The organism is Dongia sp. (assembly GCF_041905885.1).
GTDB lineage: Bacteria > Pseudomonadota > Alphaproteobacteria > Dongiales > Dongiaceae > Dongia.
This window is the reverse complement of sequence record NZ_JAYRKD010000005.1, coordinates 258063-278403: the sequence shown is the minus strand read 5'-3', so window position 1 is coordinate 278403 and position 20341 is coordinate 258063. Positions and strand designations below refer to the sequence as shown.

Annotated in this window: 29 protein-coding genes; 24 read left to right on the top strand and 5 right to left on the bottom strand. The window is 66.5% G+C overall.

Annotated features, from left to right (window positions below; all coding sequences use genetic code 11):
* Window positions 1–250 precede the first annotated feature (250 nt).
* The gene (locus ACH2CY_RS07635; RefSeq protein WP_395017780.1) at window positions 251–1507 is read left to right on the top strand and encodes a DUF445 domain-containing protein; all 1257 of its coding nucleotides are present in this window, start codon (window positions 251–253) and stop codon (window positions 1505–1507) included.
* On the opposite strand, the gene ACH2CY_RS07630 is transcribed toward ACH2CY_RS07635, so the two are convergent.
* The 4 genes from ACH2CY_RS07630 to ACH2CY_RS07615 form a co-directional block, all read right to left on the bottom strand.
* Entirely contained in the window at window positions 1504–1773 is a 270-nt protein-coding gene (locus ACH2CY_RS07630; protein WP_395017777.1) for a Flp family type IVb pilin, read from the bottom strand. The two genes, ACH2CY_RS07635 and ACH2CY_RS07630, sit on opposite strands and share 4 nt — an antisense overlap.
* Window positions 1774–1847: 74 nt before the next feature.
* Window positions 1848–2072, bottom strand: coding sequence for a hypothetical protein (locus ACH2CY_RS07625; RefSeq protein WP_395017775.1), 225 nt, complete (start codon window positions 2070–2072; stop codon window positions 1848–1850).
* A complete protein-coding gene (locus ACH2CY_RS07620; RefSeq protein ID WP_395017773.1) occupies window positions 2069–2410 on the bottom strand; it encodes a hypothetical protein in 342 nt (113 codons plus the stop codon). Before ACH2CY_RS07620 ends, ACH2CY_RS07625 begins: the two co-directional genes overlap by 4 nt.
* Window positions 2411–2514: 104 nt before the next feature.
* Window positions 2515–3204 (bottom strand): S24 family peptidase, encoded by a 690-nt coding sequence (locus tag ACH2CY_RS07615; RefSeq protein WP_395017772.1) that lies wholly within the window; start codon window positions 3202–3204, stop codon window positions 2515–2517.
* Here ACH2CY_RS07615 and ACH2CY_RS07610 point away from each other — a divergent pair.
* The 16 genes from ACH2CY_RS07610 to ACH2CY_RS07535 all read left to right on the top strand — a co-directional run bounded on the left by ACH2CY_RS07610 (window position 3182) and on the right by ACH2CY_RS07535 (window position 12241).
* Entirely contained in the window at window positions 3182–3646 is a 465-nt protein-coding gene (locus tag ACH2CY_RS07610) for a GcrA family cell cycle regulator (RefSeq protein ID WP_395017771.1), read from the top strand. The two genes, ACH2CY_RS07615 and ACH2CY_RS07610, sit on opposite strands and share 23 nt — an antisense overlap.
* Window positions 3643–3879, top strand: coding sequence for a winged helix-turn-helix domain-containing protein (locus ACH2CY_RS07605; protein ID WP_395017769.1), 237 nt, complete (start codon window positions 3643–3645; stop codon window positions 3877–3879). The genes ACH2CY_RS07610 and ACH2CY_RS07605 overlap by 4 nt, the downstream gene beginning before the upstream one ends.
* Window positions 3861–4106, top strand: coding sequence for a hypothetical protein (locus ACH2CY_RS07600; protein ID WP_395017787.1), 246 nt, complete (start codon window positions 3861–3863; stop codon window positions 4104–4106). Before ACH2CY_RS07605 ends, ACH2CY_RS07600 begins: the two co-directional genes overlap by 19 nt.
* A gap of 4 nt (window positions 4107–4110) precedes the next feature.
* Entirely contained in the window at window positions 4111–4365 is a 255-nt protein-coding gene (locus tag ACH2CY_RS07595) for a hypothetical protein (protein ID WP_395017767.1), read from the top strand.
* Window positions 4355–5752 (top strand): hypothetical protein, encoded by a 1398-nt coding sequence (locus tag ACH2CY_RS07590; RefSeq protein WP_395017765.1) that lies wholly within the window; start codon window positions 4355–4357, stop codon window positions 5750–5752. The genes ACH2CY_RS07595 and ACH2CY_RS07590 overlap by 11 nt, the downstream gene beginning before the upstream one ends.
* Window positions 5742–6095, top strand: a complete 354-nt coding sequence (locus tag ACH2CY_RS07585; RefSeq protein ID WP_395017763.1) for a hypothetical protein — start codon at window positions 5742–5744, stop codon at window positions 6093–6095. Before ACH2CY_RS07590 ends, ACH2CY_RS07585 begins: the two co-directional genes overlap by 11 nt.
* A gap of 71 nt (window positions 6096–6166) precedes the next feature.
* A complete protein-coding gene (locus ACH2CY_RS07580; RefSeq protein WP_395017762.1) occupies window positions 6167–6862 on the top strand; it encodes a hypothetical protein in 696 nt (231 codons plus the stop codon).
* A complete protein-coding gene (locus ACH2CY_RS07575; protein ID WP_395017761.1) occupies window positions 6859–7278 on the top strand; it encodes a hypothetical protein in 420 nt (139 codons plus the stop codon). Before ACH2CY_RS07580 ends, ACH2CY_RS07575 begins: the two co-directional genes overlap by 4 nt.
* Complete coding sequence (locus ACH2CY_RS07570) at window positions 7275–7877, top strand: hypothetical protein (RefSeq protein ID WP_395017759.1); 603 nt, start codon at window positions 7275–7277, stop codon at window positions 7875–7877. The genes ACH2CY_RS07575 and ACH2CY_RS07570 overlap by 4 nt, the downstream gene beginning before the upstream one ends.
* Before the next feature lie 45 nt (window positions 7878–7922).
* Complete coding sequence (locus tag ACH2CY_RS07565; RefSeq protein WP_395017757.1) at window positions 7923–8123, top strand: hypothetical protein; 201 nt, start codon at window positions 7923–7925, stop codon at window positions 8121–8123.
* A gap of 144 nt (window positions 8124–8267) precedes the next feature.
* On the top strand, window positions 8268–8585 hold the full coding sequence (locus ACH2CY_RS07560; RefSeq protein ID WP_395017755.1) for a hypothetical protein: 318 nt from the start codon (window positions 8268–8270) through the stop codon (window positions 8583–8585).
* Between the two features lie 41 nt (window positions 8586–8626).
* A complete protein-coding gene (locus ACH2CY_RS07555; protein WP_395017753.1) occupies window positions 8627–10330 on the top strand; it encodes a portal protein in 1704 nt (567 codons plus the stop codon).
* A gap of 9 nt (window positions 10331–10339) precedes the next feature.
* Entirely contained in the window at window positions 10340–10648 is a 309-nt protein-coding gene (locus ACH2CY_RS07550) for a hypothetical protein (RefSeq protein ID WP_395017750.1), read from the top strand.
* Window positions 10648–11481: a hypothetical protein gene (locus ACH2CY_RS07545; protein ID WP_395017748.1), complete on the top strand. Its 834-nt coding sequence runs from the start codon at window positions 10648–10650 to the stop codon at window positions 11479–11481. The genes ACH2CY_RS07550 and ACH2CY_RS07545 overlap by 1 nt, the downstream gene beginning before the upstream one ends.
* A 71-nt stretch (window positions 11482–11552) precedes the next feature.
* Window positions 11553–11897 (top strand): hypothetical protein, encoded by a 345-nt coding sequence (locus ACH2CY_RS07540; protein WP_395017746.1) that lies wholly within the window; start codon window positions 11553–11555, stop codon window positions 11895–11897.
* 32 nt (window positions 11898–11929) lie between these two features.
* Complete coding sequence (locus ACH2CY_RS07535; RefSeq protein WP_395017743.1) at window positions 11930–12241, top strand: GFA family protein; 312 nt, start codon at window positions 11930–11932, stop codon at window positions 12239–12241.
* A gap of 452 nt (window positions 12242–12693) precedes the next feature.
* Here ACH2CY_RS07535 and ACH2CY_RS07530 read toward each other — a convergent pair whose 3' ends face one another.
* Entirely contained in the window at window positions 12694–13887 is a 1194-nt protein-coding gene (locus tag ACH2CY_RS07530) for a Fic family protein (RefSeq protein ID WP_395017741.1), read from the bottom strand.
* Window positions 13888–14241: 354 nt separating this feature from the next.
* On the opposite strand from ACH2CY_RS07530, the gene ACH2CY_RS07525 reads away from it, so the two are divergent.
* The 7 genes from ACH2CY_RS07525 (at window position 14242) to ACH2CY_RS07495 (ending at window position 20339) form a co-directional block, all read left to right on the top strand.
* On the top strand, window positions 14242–15162 hold the full coding sequence (locus ACH2CY_RS07525) for a phage capsid protein (RefSeq protein WP_395017739.1): 921 nt from the start codon (window positions 14242–14244) through the stop codon (window positions 15160–15162).
* Window positions 15163–15233: 71 nt separating this feature from the next.
* Window positions 15234–15728: a hypothetical protein gene (locus tag ACH2CY_RS07520; protein ID WP_395017737.1), complete on the top strand. Its 495-nt coding sequence runs from the start codon at window positions 15234–15236 to the stop codon at window positions 15726–15728.
* 4 nt (window positions 15729–15732) lie between these two features.
* Complete coding sequence (locus ACH2CY_RS07515; RefSeq protein WP_395017735.1) at window positions 15733–15927, top strand: hypothetical protein; 195 nt, start codon at window positions 15733–15735, stop codon at window positions 15925–15927.
* 25 nt (window positions 15928–15952) lie between these two features.
* Complete coding sequence (locus ACH2CY_RS07510) at window positions 15953–16561, top strand: hypothetical protein (RefSeq protein WP_395017733.1); 609 nt, start codon at window positions 15953–15955, stop codon at window positions 16559–16561.
* A gap of 3 nt (window positions 16562–16564) precedes the next feature.
* Entirely contained in the window at window positions 16565–19345 is a 2781-nt protein-coding gene (locus tag ACH2CY_RS07505; protein ID WP_395017731.1) for a hypothetical protein, read from the top strand.
* Window positions 19342–19857 (top strand): hypothetical protein, encoded by a 516-nt coding sequence (locus ACH2CY_RS07500; protein WP_395017728.1) that lies wholly within the window; start codon window positions 19342–19344, stop codon window positions 19855–19857. Before ACH2CY_RS07505 ends, ACH2CY_RS07500 begins: the two co-directional genes overlap by 4 nt.
* Complete coding sequence (locus tag ACH2CY_RS07495) at window positions 19854–20339, top strand: hypothetical protein (RefSeq protein WP_395017727.1); 486 nt, start codon at window positions 19854–19856, stop codon at window positions 20337–20339. The genes ACH2CY_RS07500 and ACH2CY_RS07495 overlap by 4 nt, the downstream gene beginning before the upstream one ends.
* Window positions 20340–20341 lie beyond the last annotated feature (2 nt).

The window sequence follows — 20341 nt, the reverse complement described above, 5'->3', positions numbered from 1 at the left end:
GCGACAAACCTGAGACGCTCGTCCACGACCGAACACTCCTTCCAAGGCATCGACACCCCCCAAAAAACCGGGGAAAGTGTTACCTATGTGTCCGGTACGATCTGTTACCTATGTGTCGGGCCGCTCAGGGAACCCCAGCAAAGTCGTCTGACCGACCCGCTCGCATCCGCGAGCCGGGCGATTTCGCGCGCCGGCTTGTCAGCCGGCGCCGCGCTTGCTCATGCTGCGGTCTCTCGAAGGAGATTCGCCCGTGGCCAATATCGCCGAGACCGCCGCTTCGCTCGAACAGCGCCGCAGCCTGCGCCGCCACCGCACCGTCGCCACATCGCTCCTGGTGGTGATGGGCATCGGCTATTTCGCCGCGGTCAAGACCGGGCTGCCGGGCTTCTGGATGGACCTGCTGCGCGCCGGCACGGAGGCCGCGCTGGTCGGCGGCCTGGCCGACTGGTTCGCGGTCACCGCCTTGTTTCGCCGGCCCCTGGGCCTGCCGATCCCGCATACCGCGGTCATCCCGAACAGCAAGGACCGGATCGGCCTCGGCCTCGGCGGCTTCATCGAGCGGCATTTCCTGGAGCCCGAGCTGGTGGCGGCGCGACTCCGCGCGCTCGGCGTCAGCCGAAGGCTCGGTGCCTGGCTGGCCGACCGCCGCAATGCCGACGTCGTCGGCGACCGGCTCGCGATCACGGCATCCTTCTTCCTGCGTTCGTTGAACGACCAGGCGCTGCAGCGGCTGGTGCAGATGACGCTGCGCCGCCAGCTGCGCGACGTCGAGCCGGCGCCGGCTTTGGCGACCCTGCTTTCGGTCCTGCGCCGCAACGGCGCCCATCACCAGTTTCTCGACCACCTGCTGCGCGCGGTGCGCACTTACATCTTCGTCCATGAGGACCAGATCCTGGCGATCGTCGAGCAGCGCAGCCGCTGGTGGGTGCCGCGGCGGATCGACCGCAAGGTCGCCAAGGAGATCACCGACGGGCTGATCGCCTATCTCGACGACCTCGGCCAGCGCGACCACGACGCCCGCGCCACCTTCGATGCCGCGATCGAGAAGCTGATCTCCGACCTGAAGCACGACCCGGCCACCCGCGCCCAAGTCAACGCGATGCGCGATCGCTTCCTCGGCGCGCCGGAGGTGAACGCCTATTTCCAATCCCTCTGGCAGGACCTGCGCGCGATCCTCGAGCAGGAGCTGGCCCAGCCGAACTCGCGATTGCGCCAGGCGCTTTCCGGGATCCTGCGTTCGCTCGGATCGGCGATTGCCGAAGATCCGTCCTTGCAGGCGCGCATGGACCAACGACTGGACGAGGGCATCCAGACCCTGATCGTGCCCTGGCGCAAGGAGATCGGCCGCTTCGTCGCCGACGTCGTCAAGAGCTGGGAGACCGGCACGATCGTGGACCGGGTCGAGCTCGCCGTGGGCAAGGACCTGCAATACATCCGATTGAACGGAACCCTGGTCGGCGCGGCGGTCGGCTGCGCGATCTTCGCGCTGACGCAGCTGCTGCGCTAATCGGAATGCACGGGCGCTCGGTTGTCGTCACGGATCTGGGAATCCTTGACCACCTTATGCACCGGCTCGCGGATGTCGTCGCGGATCTGGGCCTGGCCGGTCGCCGCATCCAGCTTGTTGGAGAGTCGCTGCTGCAGGTCCTTGACCCAGAACAGTCCCGGCACCAGGACGACCGCGACCAAGCCGGCGATCAGGGCGTATTCGATGGCCGTCGCTCCCATCGAGCTGCGGCGGTAATGCGCTAGGGTCCCGAGCAGAGTCATCATGCCGCGCGCTTCGTCGTCACGCCTGCACTAGACTGTCGCCGCCGGGACAGCGGGACAAGTGGCCCTTGGGTCAATCAGGACCCGCGCCGGCGTTCGGCGGCAAGCGAGGCGCGGCGGCCGCCGGTGGCGTGGGGCAGGCGGTTGACCTGCATCTCGATGCGACCCTTGCGGATGCGAATCCTGAAGACGTGGACCAGCCCGCAATCACAGCAAGCGATCTTGCAGCGGCGGTTGGAACGGCCTTCCTGGAACAGCCACCATTCGCCGTCATGCACCTGCTCGTAAGTGGAGCGGCTCATCGCGCGGCCTTGCGCTCGCGCCAGCGCAGCATGCGCCAGGCCTCGACATGCGCCTCGGCCTCGATGCGCGCCCGATCGCGCAAGGCGAACCAGGCGGCATCCGGCCTGCGCACCGTATGCCGTCGCGTCATCGCGCAGAGCAGCCGGAAGGAACGCTTGGCCAGCCGGAACTCCTTGGCGGCGCGGAAGCGCAGGCGCTGCGGCTCGGCCATCTGCGCCATGAGTTGCGCATCGCGCTCGCGCTGCTCTTCCGCGGCGATCACCGCCAGCACCTCCGCCGGGATCGGGCCGTCATACTTGAGCTCGGCGTCGCGGCGAAGACTGAGCGCGGTCGGCATGCGGACTCCCTGCTGGCTGTCGATCATCCAGGGAGTCTAGCAGCAAATTGCGAAAATCGCAATAACGAAGTGCAGTTTGTGCGATGGACGCGGTCGACGGCGCGTCAGTACATGTCGGTGTTCTTCAGCACCAGGTGCAGGTTGCGGATCTTGGAGCGTGCGAGGCGGAAGGTCCGCTCCTTCGGCCGGAATTCGAACAGCTCGACGAATTCCGGTGTCAGCTTGACGATGCGCTTGATGAAGGCGCGGGCCGGGGCGCCGTCGTTATCCGGGAGCAGCTCGACCACGGCATCGCGGCCGGGGAAGGGCTTGCGCGCGGCATCGACGAACAGCAGATCGCCGTGCAAATGGGCGGGCTCCATGGAATCGCCGTCCACATAGATGCAATAGATCCGCGCCTTGCCGGCAAGGCCCGGCGGCCGGTCGACATAGTCGATCGGCTCGCCGTTGTTCAGCTCGAACACGCCGTCGGGTCCCGCTTGGCCGCTGCCAAGCAGCGGGATCTTGCTCTGGCGATCGGGGCGGGGCGGCAGCGGCGCGGCGCGGAGATTCGATGCCGGCAGGTGATCTTCGGCCAGGCCGGTCGAATACGCCTCGCCGCCATCGAGCGGGCGGAAGAAAGCTTCGATCCGCGCATTCTCGTCGAGCTGAAGGCGCCGCCTTCCGGCCAGCACCTTGTTGAGCTTGTCGACCTCGATCCCGGCGGCCTGGGCGAGGCGGGTCTGGGTCACGCGGTGGCGCTCGAGCGCCGCTTTGATCTCGATCGGGGTCATGGCCAGCAGTTTGCGAATCACGCAAACCTCCGTCTATTGCGATTTAAGCGAATATCGCTTGACGCTATATGCGATAATCGCTAAAAGCAAGCCTATGTTCATGGTCGAACGCAAGTCCCCTCCCGCCGCTGCATTCCCTCCCTCGGCGGCGGAGCCAGCGGCCGGCATCGCCTCGACCCCCGAAGAGGCTTACTTGATGCCGGCCGCAACTTTCTTCGAAGCGTCACCCGACACCGGCGAGTCAGCCGTCCGGCAATGGGCGATCGGGCCTGACCAGTGCCGTTGGATCGTCGCCGACGAAGACAAGGCGGCCGAGGCCTTGATGTGCGGCGCGGCCGCCGCGCCGCGCCGGCCGTTCTGCGCCGAGCATTGCGGACGCGCCTACCTGCCGCGCGTGGCGGAGGACGGGGCCGAAGGTGGCGAGGAAGCGACACCGGAAAAGGAAGCAGAGGAGGCAAGATGAATCCGGGCACAGCCGATAACAAAGCAGAGCGAACGCGGCGCGCGATCATCAACCTGCTGGCGCGAGGGCCGGCTCTTACCGCCGACACACTGGCCGAGCGGCTCAAGCTTTCGATCCTCTACGTCCGGCCCCGGGTCTCGGAACTGGTGAAGCGGGAGCGCATCGTCGCGAATGGCGACTTTGGGCTCAATGCCAGCGGCAGGATGGCGAAGAAATGGCGGGTGGCGCGATGAGCCGCTGCAAGTCGCCGGCGGCGTCGCGCCGGGTCGCTCCGATGCCGCCGCTGTTTCGCGCACGAAGCTTCACCGATGCCGGCGGCAAGCAGCGCTTCGGCATCAGCGTCGCTGTGAACGGCAATCGCTTCAGCGGTTCGGTGCTGATGCGCAAGGACAACCGCGCCGATCCCGGCGGCGTCGCCCAGCTGCTGGAATCGCTGGCTTCCTTCGTCCGGGGGGAGTGATTTCATGCAGCGGCGAGGGAAATCGCGCGGCGCGGCGCCAACCGATGCCGCGGCCGCGGCACTGCGCGCCAAGGCACGCGCGGCTGGCAGCGAAGCGCTAGACGGCTTGCTGAAGCTGGTCCGTGAATCCAAGTCGGAAGCGTCGAAACTGGCGGCGATCAAGGAGCTGCTCGACCGTGGCTTCGGCCGCACCCTGCAAAGCGAGCAGGCCGCCGGCGTCGTCGCGCATGTGCTGGTGGAAGACGGCTATGAGGGCTAGGGTCTCGACCGGCCATGTGCCACGGCCGCAGCAGCGGCTGCTGCATGCAGCACCCGGCCGGTTCAAGGTGCTGGTCACCCATCGCCGCTTCGGCAAGACCGTCTTCGCCGTCAATGAGCTGATCTCCGGCGCCAGGGACTGCAAGCTGCGCGAGCCGCGCTTCGCCTATCTGGCGCCGTTCCATATCCAGGCCAAGGATGTCGCCTGGTCCTACCTGAAGCATTACACGGCGAAGATCCCCGACATCGCCGTCAATGAATCCGAGCTCTGGGTCGAGCTGCCGCCGCGGGTCGAGCATGGCGCCGCCGCGGCCGGCGCGCGCATCCGGCTCTACGGCGCCGACAATGCCGATCGGCTGCGCGGACTCTATTTCGACGGCGTGGTGCTGGACGAATACGCGCAGATGCATCCGCGCGTCTGGTCGGAGGTGGTGCGGCCCGCACTTGCCGACCGGCAGGGCTGGGCGCTGTTCATCGGTACGCCGATGGGGCGTAACGGCTTCTGCGACCTGTTCGAGGGCGCGCGCGACGGATTTCTCGACGAAGCCGGTGCCCGCCGGCACGATCCGGACTGGGCGGGCTTCATGTTCAAGGCGAGCGAGACCGGCCTCATTCCGGCGGCGGAGCTGGAAGCCGCGCGGCGGGCGATGACGCCGGACCAGTATGCGCAGGAGTTCGAATGCTCCTTCGACGCGGCGATTCCAGGCGCCTACTACGCGCAGATTCTCGCCGAGGCGGAACGGCTCGGCCGCATCCACCCCTTCGCCCATGAGCCGGCCTTGCCGGTGCATACCGGCTGGGATCTCGGCATCGGCGACGCCACCAGCATCTGGTTCGCCCAGGTCGCGCATGGCGAGCCGCGGCTGATCGACTACTACGAGGCCTCCGGCGTCGGGCTCGAGCATTACGTGGCGCAGCTCCGCGCCGGGCATCGCGCGCATTGGATCTACGGCCAGCATTTCTTTCCGCATGATCTCAAGGTCAAGGAGCTGGGCTCGGGCCTCTCCCGGGTCGATGTGCTCAGGGGCTTCGGCCTGTCGCCGACGGTGTTGCCGCAAGCCAGCGTCGACGACGGCATCAGCCAGGCGCGGTTCGTGTTGCGCAAATGCTGGTTCAACGCCGAGCGCTGCGGGACGGGGTTGAAGCTGCTGCGGCAATACCGCTCCGAATGGGACGATAAGCGGCAGGTGCTGAAGCCGGTGCCGCTGCACGACTTCACCAGCCATTGCGCCGATGCGTTCCGCTATCTCTGCTTCGGGCTGGGGCGCCAGCTGATCGATCGCCAACCTTTGACTGACCCTGCACTCTCTTCGGGTGTACGATCTGCTGGTAGCCGGCCGCGCTTCGCCGCCGGTGCGCCGAAGGGAGGAAGGCCGCATGGGTGGTAGGAAGTGGTTGGTTCTCTGGTTTTTGGTAGCCGCAGCGGGGCCGGCTTGGGGACAGAGCGAGGAACAGGTGATGGCGGCGGCCGGTCAACAGGTCCGGGCTTACACCGAGTGCCTCCGGACGCGCATTGCCGAAATGGCGAAAGCGGATATGGCTGCTACCGAGAAGCAAGTAATCGCCAGGGCAAATTTGGCGTGCGGCAAGGAGCGCGATGCCTTGTGGAAGCAATATCAGAAAGCCCCCTTAAACATGCCGCCCGCAGAGGCCACCCGGCAACTCGATGAGGCGCTTGAATACGCCGAGCCGGATCTCAAAGCAATGATTCAGAAGGCGCGCGCAAGCTGAGAAAAACACACCATTGTGTTATCTTCTGTATCCTGATAAGATCCCCAAACAATGGAACAGAGGCTCGCACGATGCCCGCATACAGCACAGACAAAGGCTTTACCGGTTCGGGATCTGCCTATGGGTCAAAGGACAAAGCCAAGGCAAGTGGTCAAGCCAGTGGGTCAAGGGTGGTCACTGAAAACCTAACCCAGCCGCGCGATCCTGCCGGGCCCAATGGTTCAATCAGCGGCGGCGCCGCTGCTGGTCCTGGGGTGAAGTCCTACAAGGGCACTGGAACTAGCAGCGATTCCAGCAAGGCTAACGCACCGAAGCAGAACATGCCGTTTGGCGTTTCCGACCAGTATACGCCCGGCGCCGTTGGCTACTACTCCGACCCCTCCGTGGGCCAGGTGATCGGGACGGTTGCCCCAGCATTGGTCCCTGGTGGTGGCCTGCTTAACAATGCCCCGAGCTTAAGCAAGGGCAAGTTCGATACTCAAAACAAGGGTGGTTTGCTCGGTGAAGGCATTGACAGCCTGACGGGCCAAAAGCCCGGCTTGCAAACCGGCTGGTCCGAGGATCCCAGCATGTCGAGCACGCGAGGGCGTTCGCAGCGCGGCACAAAGCGTGAGAGTTTCGAACAAACTGCTAGCGGCGCGGTTGGCGGTGCGACGGACGACCCCACACAAAAGGCGGCGCCGCTCCCAACCGAGGAATTTTCCGACATCGCGCTCGCCGATCGTCGCAAGCCGGGATTGAAGCAGATGCTGGAGACCATGCTTTGAGCGGGCGGCTTGGCATGACCGATGCCGAGTTCGATCGCGCGATGACGCCCTTCGCACCGCAGATCGAGCGCGGCTATCGGGCGACCCTCGCGCTCAATCGACTGGCCGGCGATGAGGGCTTCCGGCAGCGATATCTGAAGGGCGATGCCGAGGCGGTCGCGCTCTACAACCAGCTGAGCGCGCTCAAGGCCGCAGGAACGCAGCCCTATCACGACGCGGTCGGCACGATGCAGGCGGCGGAGACTCCCGGCACCAGCGCTGCGGCGCTGGCGCTGATCAACGATGCCGACTTCGTCGCGCGCTACACGGCGGGCGACAGCGCGGCGCGGGCCCAGTGGGAAGCGGCCTCGCCCCACAATTCCCTTGGCTACACCTCGGCTGTCGCGCAAGCGGCGGAAGGAAGCGACAAGGCATGACCGATGTGAAGGCAACACCGGCCTCCCTCGCCGCGCTGGCCGAGGAGGCCGGGCGGAAGCGTGCGGCCGCACAAGAGGAATACGCTCGGCAGAGCCTGGCCGCCGCCGAGGGTGATGCGGAGGCGCAGGAGATCCTGGCGCTGCTCGAGCAGGACATCGCCGCGCTCGATGCCGAGCGGCAACGCCTCGAAGCGGCGCAACGCGAGGCTGCGGTCCGCGCCGAGACCGAAGCGCTCGCCGCCGCGGAGCAGCAGGCCGCGCAACAGGCCGAGGCGGTGCGTGGATTGGTCACGATGCAGCTGACCCATGTCGAGCGGCTGGATGCAGCCGTCGCCGAGCTCCGTGCGGCCTTGCTGGCCATGCGCGACGGCAATACCGCGCTCGGCGACGCCCTCGGCGGCGCGGCTCAGCAGAGCATTCACGACTTCAACCTGAAACTGCCGATCATGATCGACACCGCGCTGGCGATCGGCGGTTTCCAGTTTAAGAGCATGCCCTTCGTCGCCCGCGACGCCGAAGGCCTGCCCGATCTTTCGGCCTGCCGCCTGGCGCCGCTCTATCCCGCGGGCTGGCTGCTGCGGATCGCCGGCGCTGCCTGACGTCCCGGCCTCAACCCTGTCGTCCATCTTTGCAGGAGCTCCAGCATGAGCTTTTTCAAACCGTCGCCGCCGCCCAAGATCGAGCCGCCGCCGACCCGGGACACTGCGGCGGATGCGCTGCAGCAGCAGGAAGACGAAGCCAAGCGGCGCCGCGCCGCGCTGCAGGGCATGGCTTCGACCATGCTGACCGGTTCCAGCGGCGTCGGCGCCGAACTCACCGGCTCAAGGACGTTGACCAATGGGTGATCCCGAAACCGCGCCCGAAGGCGCGCTCGAACCGGCGCCTGAAATCGCCGGCAAGCCGATCGGCGACCGCAAGCCGGAATCGGCCGCGCCGCCCATCACCGATCCCGACACTCCTGAGCTCCAAGACCGACGGAGACCGCAGCCATGAGCAAGCTCTACATCTCTGAATACGCGCGCGTCACTCAGGCGAGCGGACCCGGCAATGCCGTGGTCCAGGCGCCGGAGGAGCCGCCGATCGCAACCCAGGTGGTAGACTTCACCTCCGGCGTGACGCCGTCGGCGGCCTTCAACGCCAAGACCCGCTTCGTGCGGCTGCACAGCGATGCGATCTGCTCGCTGCGCTTTGCCGCCAATCCGACCGCGACCGTCAACGATGCGCGGCTCGCCGCCGGGCAGACGGAGCTCCGCGGCATTCCCGCCGACGGCTCCGCCGCCAAGGTCTCGGCGATCGCCAACACCTGATCGTCCCGCTTCTCTCCCCACTTTACGAGGATCGGCACCGCATGATCGGCACCGAAGCCATTGCCACACACAAGCCCGCGGCGCCGGCTGTACGTGGTCGCGCCAGGATGGACAGCCGGGACATCGCCGGCGAGATCATCCGCCGGCAGCAGCAGCTGGAGGCCGAGCGCGCGATCTATGAGCCGCTCTGGCAGGAGGTCGCGGACTTCATGCTGCCGCGCGCCGGCGTGTTCACCTATAAGGGCACGCCGCAATTGCGGCCGCAGGTCTTCGATTCGACGGCGGTGCTGGCGCTCGACCGCTTCTCCGCCGCTTTCGAGAGCATGCTGACGCCGCGGGCGCAGACCTGGCACATGCTGAAGCCGCTGGACGACGACCTGGCCGACGACGTCGAGGTGAAGCGCTGGTGCAACGAGGTGACGCGGCGGCTGTTCGCCTTTCGCTATTCGCCGCGCTCCAACTTCGCCTCGCAGATCCATGAAGTCTACGGCTCGCTCGGCGCCTTCGGCACCAGCGGCATCTTCTCCGAGGAATCGCCGGGGGCGGGCATCACCTACCGCGCCTGCAATCTCGCCGGCCTCTATGTGGTCGAGGATTACCAGGGCCGGATCCGCACCGCGCATTACAAGCTGGAGCTGACGGCGGAGCAGGCGGCGCAGCGCTTCGGCGCGGACCAGCTGCCCGACCAGGTCCGCGGCAAGCTCGAGACCCGCCCGGACGACAAGGCGACCTATCTCCATTGCGTGCGCCCCAACGCCTCGCGGGTCCAGGGCGGCAAGGGTCGCAGCGGCATGGCCTATGAGTCCTGGTGGGTCTGCCAGGACGCGCGGCAGGTGGTGGGGCAGGGCGGCTTCCGCACCTTCCCCTATGCGGTCTCGCGCTACGTGACGCGGCCGGGCCAGGTCTATGGCGACAGCCCGGGGATGCTGGCGCTGGCCGACACCAAGATGCTGAACACGATGGCGCAGACCATGGTGCAGGAGGCGCAGCTCTCGATCGCGCCGCCGCTGCTGGCGCCGAATGACGGCGTGCTTTCGGCGCTGGGCGACGGCGTCTCGCTGCTGCCGGCGGCGATCAACTATGGCGGCGTCGATGACCAGGGGCGGCCGCTCATCCATGCGCTCAACCGCGGCAGCCAGTTCGCGCCGGTGAAGGAGGAGATCGCCGAGCGCCGGCAATCGGTGAACGCCGCCTTCCTGGTGACCTTGTTCCAGATCCTGGTCGAGACGCCGCAGATGACGGCGACCGAGGCGCTTCTCCGGGCACAGGAGAAGGGCGCGTTGCTGGCGCCGACCACCGGCCGGCAGCAGTCGGAATTGCTGGGGCCGATCGTCGAGCGCGAAATCGACCTGCTGGCGCGGGCCGGTGCCTTGCCGCCACCGCCGCCGGTCATGCTCGAGCGCAACGGCGGCTACAAGCTCGAATATGACTCGCCGCTGACCCGCGCGATGAAGGCGGACCAGGGCGTCGGCCTGCTGCGCACCATCGAGGCGCTGGCGCCGCTCGCCGGCGCCGATCCCGCGGTGATGGACGTGTTCAATCCCGACGAGATCGCCCCGGGCCTCGCCGAGATCAACGGCGTGCCGGCGAAGTGGATCCGCTCCAAGGACGAGCTCGACGCGCTGCGCCAGGGCCGTGCGCAGGCGCAGCAGGCGGCGCAGGCCGCGGCGGCCTTGCCGGCGGTCACCGGCAGCATCAAGGACCTGGCACAGGCCGAAGCGGCGGCCCAGCCGCAACAACAGTAAGGTGCGCCCATGAGTCTGCTCGATCGGGTTCTGCCGCGCGCGGATCTGGTGCGCGCCTATCAACAGGTGTTCGGCGGCGGTGGACTGGCGCGCGACGCCGTCTTGGGCGATCTCGCGGTCTTCTGCGGCGAGCAGCAATCCTCGGTGCGGGTCGGCGGCCAGAAGGCGGTCGATCCTTACGCGATGGCCGTCGCCGAAGGCCGCCGCGAGGTCTGGCTCAGGATCCGCGCCATGCTGGAGATGGAATCCTCGCAGGCCTGGGCGCTGGCACAACGCGAGCGCATCGAGGCGGCTGCGGCACGACAAGGAGGTCGATGATGATGGAAGGCGAGATGGAAAGCGGCCCGGCGAGCACGGTCGAAGCGCCCAGCGATGGCGGCGAGAGCTGGTTTGCCGGCTTCGACGGCGACACGCAAGGCTGGCTCGAAAACAAGGGTTGGACCGCCGAGGGTGGGCTGACGCAAATGGTGCGCGCGCATCGCAGCCTCGAGAGCATGATGGGCCGCGACAAGGTGGTCTGGCCGAAGGACGCGCAAGACAAGACCGCCTGGGCCGAGATCCACCGCCGCATGGGCGTACCGAGCGCGTGGGAAGACTATGGCCTGGTGCCGCTCGGCGCCGACGGCAAGCCGGACGAAGCCGCCGACCGCAGCTATGCCGACGGCATGGCGCAGGTCTTCCTGAAGCTCGGCGTCGGCCGCGAGACCGCCAGCGCGCTGGCGACCGAGCATGCCAAGCTGCAGGCGATGCTGGCCGCCGCCGACAACGACGCCTTCCAGCGCACATCGGCCCAGGATTTCGATGCGCTGCGGCGCGAATGGGGCGGCGAGGCCGACAGCCGCCTCGCCGCGGCACAACGCGCCTCACGTGCCTTCGGTCTCGAGCCCGCGACCATGGGCAAGATCGAGCGCGCGATCGGCACCCGCTCGATGCTGACCCTGCTGGCCGAGATCGGCACCGCCATCTCCGAGGACCGCGGCAGCGGCGCCGGCGGCTTCGGTTCCGGCGGCTGGCTGACCCCGGAAGCCGCCAATGCCCGCCTGGTCGAGCTCCGCGGCGACCGCGAATGGACCCAGCGCTACTTCGCCGGCGACAAGGGCGCGATCGCAGAATACGACCGGCTGATCAGCGCGGTGGCGAACCGGGGGTAGGGCGGAGGGCTGGACTTTCCGGCGAAAACTTGGCCCAATCCTGGGAATGGCCACCACGTTCTGGAGCGGCGATGCGCGCTTTCGGATTTCTGACGGCTACTGTGCTGATTCTCGCCGCTGCGGCCGGCTCCCGTGCGGCCTCTGCATCTGATCTTGCCGACTGCAAGGAAGCCGTTGCGCGCGGAAGCTTTATCAGTGCGATTCCCATCTGCAGAATGGCCTTGATGAGTGCCGAGACGCCCGAGGACAAAATCACAGCGCGCCAGATGATCGCTCAGACGCAGGCCGGAATGGCAGCGTTGCGAGAGAGGAAGCCGCGCGTCTTCGATCAGCGGATGGTCATGAATCCGGATGCCAATCCGCAGCGGCGCGGCGACGAAGAGATCGTCATAAACCGCGGCCCAATGACACCGTGATCACCGGCACCTGTCACTGCGGCTCCGTCAAAGTGACTCTCCCCGAGCAGCCGGCCTGGGTCAGCGATTGCAATTGCTCGATCTGCCGGCGCTATGGCGTGCTCTGGTCCTATTTCATCGCCAAGACGGTGAAGACCGAGGCGGCGCCCGAGGCGCTGGCGCGATACTCCTGGGGCCGCAAGGAGCTGGCTTTCGTCCATTGCAACCACTGCGGCTGCGTCATGTGGTGGGAGCGCGCAACCCCGGACCCTGAGCGGAAGATGGGCATCAACATGCGCATGTTCGATCCCGCGGTCCTCGCCGCAGCGCAGGTCGAGAAGCTCAACGGCGCTGAGGATTGGTAAGCGGCGCTCGTTCAGGAGAAGGCTTCGATCTCCCGCGGGCGATGACACGGTCGGCGTTGCGATGCAGCGACCCTGCGCCGGCACGGAGCAAGAGGCCGCTGATGGCAGGGCCAGCGCACCAGAGCAGGGCGGCGAGATGGGCCGACAAGGGGATCGGCCGGGCTCCGACGGGTCGGGATAGCTGAAGATCGCGATCAGCAGCAGCACCATCAAGGCGGCGACGAGAATCATCTGGGCGCCGAGAATGCCGAGTGCCCGCGACCAGGCGTGAAAGGCGCTCGGTGTCCGGCTCCAGCGATTGGCCGCCACGATCAGCGCCGCGCCCAGTGCCGCCGGCAGTAAGTCCATCAGAACCATGGTCAAAAGAAGGAACATCCTGAGCTCCGCTTCGTTCTTGCGGAGATGAGATCGCATGATCCCGGCTGAACTTGGGCAATTCCGGCGCAGCGCGATTACCGCTCCGGCAGGATCGGCGTCTCGCCGAACGGGCGGTTGATGATTGAGAGCGCTTCCCGCGCGGTGAAGAGGCGATTGTAGTGTTGGCTGACAGGCTCGGCCAGGATTCCCGCCTCGACCAGTTGATCGACGGCGCGACGCGCGGCCGCGGCCGTGACGGCGAGCAGTTTCGCGAGACGGGCAACCGTCAGAACCGGATAGTGCGGGAGCACATCGATTGCACGCAAGGCGGCCGAGCCCACGCGAAATTTGCGGCGTGCGCGCCAGAGACCGGACAGCGTCTGCAGCGCCGAGCGCGTGGCCAGCACTTCGTTCGCCGTGCCGCTGATGGCGCGGGCCATGAAGCCGATCGCCTCCGCCCAGTCGAGGCGTTGCTGTGCTGCCTTCAGCGAGGCGTTGTAGGCGGATTTGTGAGCTTCCACATAGGGTGCCAGATAGAGCGGCGTGCGGCCTTCCGCCGCCATCATCAACGGCAGCAGCAGTCGCCCGACGCGGCCATTGCCGTCGCGGAATGGATGCACGGCCTCGAAATGCGCGTGGCCGATCGCCATTCGCGCAATGAGGCTTTGGGTCATCGCCTGCATCCCGTCGCAGCGCAGATAGGCGACGCTCCCGGCGAGTGCCGTGGAGACGGCAGCGGGCGGCGTCGGATTGTAGATGGAGTAGGCGATGTCGCGCCCGCCGCCGATCCAGACGACGGTGCTGCGCAAGGCGCCGGGCGCGTCTCGATAGGCTGCATCGCCGCGCATGACGGCGCGATGCAGGCTGGTGATGAGGTCGGCGGAGAAGAGAGCATGGCTTTCGGCTCTGGCGCGCGGCAGCAGGTCTTCAAGCACCGTCGCATAGTCGCGCACCTGGGCTGCGGCATCCGATGCTGCGTCGTCCATCGTCTCTTCGAGCGAAAGCAGCTCGTCGAGCGTGCTGTTCGTCCCTTCGATCGCCGAGCTCGACACGGCCTCGCGCCGGGTCAGGATACGGCTGATGAGATAGGGATCTCGAAGCTCTGCGGCGATCGCATCGACGCGCGCCATGGCGTCGAATGCGGCGGCATGCTGCTGGAGAATCTCCGGCTGCAGCGGAATGGAATCTTCCGGTGGGGGCAGCGGCACCACGCCGTAATGCGCGTCGAACGGCGGCGGCAAACGCTGCAGCTGCTTTCGTACCGCCGGCACCAGATCGTCGCGACGCATATCCAACAACCTTCCATTCAGCAGCTGAAAGAAGGATAGAAAGATACGATAGCTATTTAAAGTATCTTTCTACATCGCTGCAGGGCGCAAAAAGATACTCTCCTATCTGTCGATTTTCTTTGCTATCCGCCAAAACTCATACTATAGTGTATCTTGTTGGATCGCGGCGGCGGATAAGCGGCTCTTAGAGCAGCCCCGCTCTTCACCCGATCCCACCGTTCAGCGGACGTCACCCGCGAGAGCGGCCCCGTGCCGTGCCCGATAAGCCGCCACTCCTCCTATAGGCGCGGCCCGGGCCACCGAGCGGACAAGCCATCGACCGTCATGAAACTCCTGACCGTTGAGGCTTGAAACATGTCCGCCAATCTCATCAATCTCCGCACGATTCAGTTTTCCGACAAGTTCGCGCTGCTCTCGCAGCAGTTCGGCTCGCGCCTGCAGGGCCTGGTCGGCCAGGGCCAGTACCAGGGCAAGCAGGCTTCGCCCGTCAACCAGGTGGCGCCGACCGCCGCGGTGGCGGTGACCGAACGCTTCACCCCGATCGACCGCCAGGACGCGACCTTCGACCGGCGCTGGGTCTTTCCGTTGCCCTTTGAGCATGCGCAGCTGGTCGACAAGTTCGACGAGCTGCAGATGCTCGGCGATCCGAAGCCTTCGCTGGTCATGAATGCGGCCAATGCGATGGGTCGCGCCAAGGACGCCGTCATCCTCGGCGCCTTTTTCGCCACGGCCAAGACCGGCGAGCTCGCCGCGGGCTCGGTCGCCTTCGGCAGCACGCTGACCACCGCCGGCGGTCAGAACGTCTCGGTGCAACAGGGCGCATCCGCGGCAACCAACCTCACCGTCGCCAAGCTGCGCGAAGTGGTGAAGACCTTCCTCACCAACAACGTCGATCTCGACCGCGAGCAGATCACCGGTGCCTTGAACGCCAAGGCCCATGACTCGCTCCTCGGCGAAATCCAGGTCACCTCGATGGACTACCAGACCAAGCCGGTGCTGGAGGAGGGGCGGATCCGCCGTTTCATGGGCATCAACTTCGTGCTGACCGAGGAGGTGACCAACGCCTGCCAGGGCACCGACGATCTCGCCGGCAGCAGCATCGGGATTCCCTTCTGGGTCAATTCCGGCATGCATCTCGGCGTCTGGATCGACCAGACCACCAACATCACCCAGCGCACCGATCTCAAGCTCCAGCCCTGGCAGATCTACATGGACATGATGATCGGCGCCACCCGCATCGAAGAGAAGAAGGTCGTGCGCGTCTGGTGCCGCTGATCGGCACTGCTCGGCACGCCTCTCACGCCTCCTGTTAAGCCCGGTGTCATTCCGGCGAAAGGACATCTCCCATGGCCGTCAATGCCTACAAGACCCTCTCCATCACCAACCTCGATGCGACCCCGATCCTGCGCGCCAATCCCTGGGTGCATGGCGGCAATTCCAAGCAGTTCGCCGGCACGGTCGAGGCCGTGACCGGCGATTCCATCGGCTCCACCTATCGCTTCTTCCGGGTCGGCTCCTGGATGCGGCCGGTCTCGCTGACCCTGTTCTGTGACGCGCTGACCGGCGGGGCTGCCGATCTCGGACTCTACCGCGCGGCGGCCGATGGCGGTGCGGTGGTCAGCGCCGCACTCTTCGCCTCGGCGCAGTCAGTCGCCAGCGCCAACGCGACCGGCTTGCAAGCTCGCTTCGAGGCGGATGACGTCGCCAATGTCGAGAAGCGGATCTGGGAACTGCTCGGCCTCACCGCCGATCCCAACCTGGAATACGACGTGGCCCTCACCCTGACCGCGGCGATCTCCGCCTCGGGCACGCTCGCCCTCCAGGGCGTGTTCTCGTGGTGATGCCATGTCGATCCAATACATCGGCATCAACCGCGGCCAGCAGAACGCGGACATCGCTTCCGGTACGTCCACGACCGGCCGGCAGATCGAGCTCGCGGTGAACGACGCCGTCGGCATCACCCGCAAGGAGGTGCTCGACAGCCTCGACAAGCTCCGCGACTTCATCGTCAACACCCGCGCCACTCCGTTCGCCCAGTAGCGCGGCAACTTCCCAGGGATTCGCAATGGCCTCACAGACTTCGATCTGCAACCGGGCGCTCGAATGCCTGGGCGATGCGCCGATCGTCTCGATCGACGACGATACCAAGCAGGCGAAGGCGCTGCGGCGTGTCTACGACATCACCCGCCGCGCCTTCCTCTGCGATCACCCTTGGCATTTCGCCAAGAAGCGAGCCTCGCTGCCGGCTTCCGCGGCAACGCCGGTCTGGGGCTTTGCCCGCGGCTTCCCGGTGCCGGCGGACTTCCTGCGCCTGCTCGCGGTCCGCAACGGGCCGGATTTCAGCCTCGAGGCCGACACCACCGGCTCGCAATGGATCCTGAGCGATGCCTCGGCGCCGCTCGACATTCTCTATCTCTACGATGTGACCGATGCCGGCCGCTTCCCGCCGCATGCGGTCGAGGCGCTGGCGCGCTGGCTGGCCTACGACCTGGCCGAGGACCTGACGCAGTCCAACACCAAGAAGCAGGACGCGGCGCAGGCCTTGGGCATCGCACTCACCCGCGCCAAGCGGATCAACGGCATGCAGAAGCAGCCGGAACCCTATCCGACTTTCTCCTTCCTGCAGGCCCGCGAGCAATCCACCCAGTTCCCGATCCTCACCACGAACGGCTGACGCATGGTTAGAGCCAGTCCGAACTTCAACGCCTTCGATGCCGGCGAGTTCGCGCCGATCACCGAGGGTCGCACCGATCTCTCGCGCTACGGATTCGCCTGCCGGATCCTGGAGAACTTCATTCCCCGCGTGGTCGGCCCTGCCGCGCGGCGGCCGGGCACGTCCTTCATCGCCTCGACGCGCTTCCCCGTCCAGGACGCGCTGCTGGTGCGGTTCGAGTATTCGACCGAGCAGGCCTATGTCCTCGAGTTCGGCCATCTCTATGTGCGCTTCTACCGCAATGACGGGCCGCTGCTGGAGGCGACCAAGCCGATCTCCGGCGCGAGCCAGACCAACCCGGTCGTGCTTACCATCCTCAACCACGGCTACGCCAACGGCGAGGATATCGAGGTCAGCGGTATCGGCGGCATGACGCAGCTCAACGGCCGGCGCTTCCGGGTTGCCAATGTCAACACCAACACGGTCGAGCTCACCGACCAGCATGGGAGCCCGGTCAACGGTGCCGGCTACTCCGGCTATACGTCCGGCGGCACGGCGGGGCGGGTCTATACGCTCACCACCACCTATCAGGAAGGCGATCTCAACCAGCTGAAATTCGCGCAGTCGGCCGACATTCTCTACATCGCGCATACCGAATACGTGCCGCGCAAGCTGCAGCGTTACGGCGCCACCAACTGGGTGCTGTCGCAGATCGACTTCCAGGACGGACCCTATCTGCCGGTCAACAATGCCCAGACGACATTGACGCCGTCGGCCGCCTCCGGCGCGGGAATCACGATCTCCTCGGCGCTCTCGGTGGCGATCACGGGGGCGGCCAACAACGGCGCCGGCGCCATCCGCATCACCTCCGCCAACCATGGCTGGAAGACCGGCGACAAGATCGACATCACCGGCGTCCTCGGCACCACCGAGGCCAATGCCACCTGGACGGTCAGCCGCGTCAACGCCAACACCTACGATCTCAACGGCTCGTCGTTTGCCAATGCCTATGTGAGCGGCGGGACGGCGAAGCCGCACGTCTTCGAGCCGACCGATCTCGGACGCCTGGTCCGCATCCAGCATGCCAGCAGCTGGGGCTATGCCAAGATCACGGCCTATTCCAGCGCCGTGTCGGTGACCGCGGATGTCCTGAGCAATTTCGGCGGCACCACGGCCTCGTCCAGCTGGCGGCTCGGCCTCTACAGCCAGGGCGGCGGCTATCCTTCCTGCGTCACCTTCTACGAGGGACGCCTGTTCTGGGGCGGCTGCCCGCTGACGCCGACCCGGGTCGACGGCTCGATGTCGTCGAACTACGAGACCTTCTCGCCCTCGTCGACCGCCGCCGTGGTCGCCGACGACAACGCCGTCGCCTATCCGCTGGATTCCGGCGACGTCAACAACGTGCTCTGGATGAAGGATGACGAGAAGGGCCTCCTTGTCGGCACCAAGGGTGGCGAATGGGTGGTGCGCGCCAACACCCTCAACGGCGCGCTGACGCCGACCAATGTGAAGGCGACCCGCGCCACCACCTACGGCTCCTACGAGGGCTCGCAGCCGGTCAGGACCGGCAAGGACGTGATCTTTGTCCAGCGCAAGCGGCGCAAGATCCGCAACCTCAACTACACCTACGAGATCGACGGCTTCAACGCCGGCGATCTCACCATCCTCTCCGGCCATATCGGGCGCCTGGAGTTCGGCCAGCTTGCCTTCCAGTCGGAGCCGGAGGGCTGGGTCTGGATGACCCGCGGCGACGGGCAGCTCCCGGTGCTCACCTATGACCGCGACGAGCAGAAGATCGGCTGGTCGCGGCAGATTCTCGGCGGCTTTCAGGACGTCGCGCGGCGCCGCCCGCCGATCGTGCGCTCGGTCTGCACCATCCCCGATCCCAACGACGCCCGCGACGAAGTCTGGCTGATCGTGCAGCGGATGATCAACGGCCGCGTCGAGCGCTATGTCGAGCTGTTTGCGCCGGAATGGGAGAACTCTGACGACCAGGAACAGGCATTCTACGTCGATTCCGGCCTGATCTTCGACGGCCGTCAGGCGCAAACCCTGCAGCCCGGCACCGGCGCGACGGCCAAGGGCACCACCGGCGTCGACTTCACCGCCGGTGGCGACGTGTTCAAGCCATCGGACGTCGGCCGCGAAATCTCGATGCGCTGGTTCGACTACGCCGCTTTGGACCCCGAGGACCCGGCGGTGCAGGGCGCCTGGATCTCGGCCAAGGCGCGAATCACTGCATTCGGCTCCCCGACGCAGGTGACGGCGACCATCCTGGCGGCGTGGCCCAGCCTCGATCTCGTTCCCGCCAACGGCTGGCGGCTCTCGGCGAGCGCGCTCTCTAACCTCTGGCACCTCGAGGGCGAGACCATCTCGGTCAACGCCGAGGGTGCGACGCATCCCGACATCGTGGTCGCCAACGGCCGTGCGCCGCTGACCCGCGCCGTCGGCTATGCGGTCGCCGGCCTGAAGTACAACTCGCGGCTTCAGACCATGCGCATCGAGGCCGGCGCGGTCGACGGCACGGCGCAGGGCAAGGTGAAGCGCATCAACGAGGTCACCTTCCGCGTGCTGCAAAGCCTCGGCGGCGAGGCGGGGCCGGACTTCACCAGCATGGTGCCGTTGAAGTACCGCACCACCACGATCCCGATGGGCGAGGCGCCGCCGATCGGCGACGACGACTGCCGCGTCCTTTGGGAGAAGGGCTACGAGACCAAGGGCCGCATCGCGCTGCGCCAATCGGCGCCGTTCCCGATGACCGTGATCGCGGTTCTGCCGCAAGTCACGACTTACGACAAGGGGTGAGCCGCTTGCTGATTGTTCCCTACGCTCCGCATCACCTGCACCGGCTCGCGCTGCAGCCGCATCAGGAGCATCTCGGCGTGGCCTTGCGCGAGCAAGGCTGGGCCGAGCGGGTGAGCGACGCGGGTCCCTGCTGGACCGCTCTGGGCGATCAGGAGCCGATCGCCTGCGGCGGATTTCAGGAATGCTGGGAAGGCCGCGCCATCGCCTGGGCGATCCTCGGCGAGACCGCGGGCCGCCACATGCTGGCGCTGACGCGCGCGGTGCGCCGTAGGCTCGATCGCCATCCCGCGAAACGCATCGAAGCCCAGGCGCTGATCGGCTTTGTGCCGGCTGCGCGCTGGGCCGGGCTGCTCGGCTTCGCGGGGGAATGCGTGCTGCGCCAATACCACCAGGGCCGCGACTACCAGGCGTTCGTCTTCCTCAAGTCCGACACGGGCATGCGATCAATCATGCATGAACCGATTGTTCGACAGCGCCGCGGAACGGTGCTTGGCGAAAGAGGTGCCGCATGACCTGGATCCCCATCGCGGCGGCAGCGGTACAGGCGGTTGGCTCGATCGTCTCGGGTGCTTCACAGAACGCACAAGCCAGAGGTCAGGCGGCATACTCCAAAGCCAATGCCGGCCTTGCCGAGCAGCAGGCACAGACTCAGGCGCAGGCAATCCGCGAGAAGGCGCGCCGGCTCGCCGGTCAGAATCGCGCGGCGATCGGCGCCTCCGGTGTCGATCTTGCAGGTTCCTATCTCGACGCGCTCGCCGACAGCGATATCAATGCCGAGCTCGATGCGCAGACCGCGCTTTGGAACGGCAAGGTGGAGGCGGCGAATCACCTTGCTCAGGCGAAGGCCTCTAAAAAGGCCGGCAGCAGCGCATTGGTCGGCGGTCTCTTCGGCGCCGGCACTTCCGCCATCTCCGGTTACGCCAACTGGTACGACGCGAAGGCGCGGGACGATATCCGCAACAAACTTGCGGCTGGTTTAGACGCGCCCGGCTAAGG

What these genes read in the sequence shown, in the direction of transcription:
- ACH2CY_RS07520 (WP_395017737.1), top strand. Translation starts at nt 15,234, where the DNA reads ATGGCCGTCAATGCCTACAAGACCCTCTCCATCACCAACCTCGATGCG.
- ACH2CY_RS07550 (WP_395017750.1), top strand. Translation starts at nt 10,340, where the DNA reads ATGAGTCTGCTCGATCGGGTTCTGCCGCGCGCGGATCTGGTGCGCGCC.
- ACH2CY_RS07580 (WP_395017762.1), top strand. Translation starts at nt 6,167, where the DNA reads ATGCCCGCATACAGCACAGACAAAGGCTTTACCGGTTCGGGATCTGCC.
- ACH2CY_RS07540 (WP_395017746.1), top strand. Translation starts at nt 11,553, where the DNA reads ATGCGCGCTTTCGGATTTCTGACGGCTACTGTGCTGATTCTCGCCGCT.
- ACH2CY_RS07555 (WP_395017753.1), top strand. Translation starts at nt 8,627, where the DNA reads ATGATCGGCACCGAAGCCATTGCCACACACAAGCCCGCGGCGCCGGCT.
- ACH2CY_RS07605 (WP_395017769.1), top strand. Translation starts at nt 3,643, where the DNA reads ATGAATCCGGGCACAGCCGATAACAAAGCAGAGCGAACGCGGCGCGCG.
- ACH2CY_RS07595 (WP_395017767.1), top strand. Translation starts at nt 4,111, where the DNA reads ATGCAGCGGCGAGGGAAATCGCGCGGCGCGGCGCCAACCGATGCCGCG.
- ACH2CY_RS07560 (WP_395017755.1), top strand. Translation starts at nt 8,268, where the DNA reads ATGAGCAAGCTCTACATCTCTGAATACGCGCGCGTCACTCAGGCGAGC.
- ACH2CY_RS07545 (WP_395017748.1), top strand. Translation starts at nt 10,648, where the DNA reads ATGATGGAAGGCGAGATGGAAAGCGGCCCGGCGAGCACGGTCGAAGCG.
- ACH2CY_RS07585 (WP_395017763.1), top strand. Translation starts at nt 5,742, where the DNA reads ATGGGTGGTAGGAAGTGGTTGGTTCTCTGGTTTTTGGTAGCCGCAGCG.
- ACH2CY_RS07505 (WP_395017731.1), top strand. Translation starts at nt 16,565, where the DNA reads ATGGTTAGAGCCAGTCCGAACTTCAACGCCTTCGATGCCGGCGAGTTC.
- ACH2CY_RS07495 (WP_395017727.1), top strand. Translation starts at nt 19,854, where the DNA reads ATGACCTGGATCCCCATCGCGGCGGCAGCGGTACAGGCGGTTGGCTCG.
- ACH2CY_RS07515 (WP_395017735.1), top strand. Translation starts at nt 15,733, where the DNA reads ATGTCGATCCAATACATCGGCATCAACCGCGGCCAGCAGAACGCGGAC.
- ACH2CY_RS07510 (WP_395017733.1), top strand. Translation starts at nt 15,953, where the DNA reads ATGGCCTCACAGACTTCGATCTGCAACCGGGCGCTCGAATGCCTGGGC.
- ACH2CY_RS07625 (WP_395017775.1), bottom strand. Translation starts at nt 2,072, where the DNA reads ATGAGCCGCTCCACTTACGAGCAGGTGCATGACGGCGAATGGTGGCTG.
- ACH2CY_RS07610 (WP_395017771.1), top strand. Translation starts at nt 3,182, where the DNA reads ATGGCCAGCAGTTTGCGAATCACGCAAACCTCCGTCTATTGCGATTTA.
- ACH2CY_RS07620 (WP_395017773.1), bottom strand. Translation starts at nt 2,410, where the DNA reads ATGCCGACCGCGCTCAGTCTTCGCCGCGACGCCGAGCTCAAGTATGAC.
- ACH2CY_RS07590 (WP_395017765.1), top strand. Translation starts at nt 4,355, where the DNA reads ATGAGGGCTAGGGTCTCGACCGGCCATGTGCCACGGCCGCAGCAGCGG.
- ACH2CY_RS07630 (WP_395017777.1), bottom strand. Translation starts at nt 1,773, where the DNA reads ATGATGACTCTGCTCGGGACCCTAGCGCATTACCGCCGCAGCTCGATG.
- ACH2CY_RS07525 (WP_395017739.1), top strand. Translation starts at nt 14,242, where the DNA reads ATGTCCGCCAATCTCATCAATCTCCGCACGATTCAGTTTTCCGACAAG.
- ACH2CY_RS07570 (WP_395017759.1), top strand. Translation starts at nt 7,275, where the DNA reads ATGACCGATGTGAAGGCAACACCGGCCTCCCTCGCCGCGCTGGCCGAG.
- ACH2CY_RS07600 (WP_395017787.1), top strand. Translation starts at nt 3,861, where the DNA reads ATGGCGGGTGGCGCGATGAGCCGCTGCAAGTCGCCGGCGGCGTCGCGC.
- ACH2CY_RS07565 (WP_395017757.1), top strand. Translation starts at nt 7,923, where the DNA reads ATGAGCTTTTTCAAACCGTCGCCGCCGCCCAAGATCGAGCCGCCGCCG.
- ACH2CY_RS07530 (WP_395017741.1), bottom strand. Translation starts at nt 13,887, where the DNA reads ATGCGTCGCGACGATCTGGTGCCGGCGGTACGAAAGCAGCTGCAGCGT.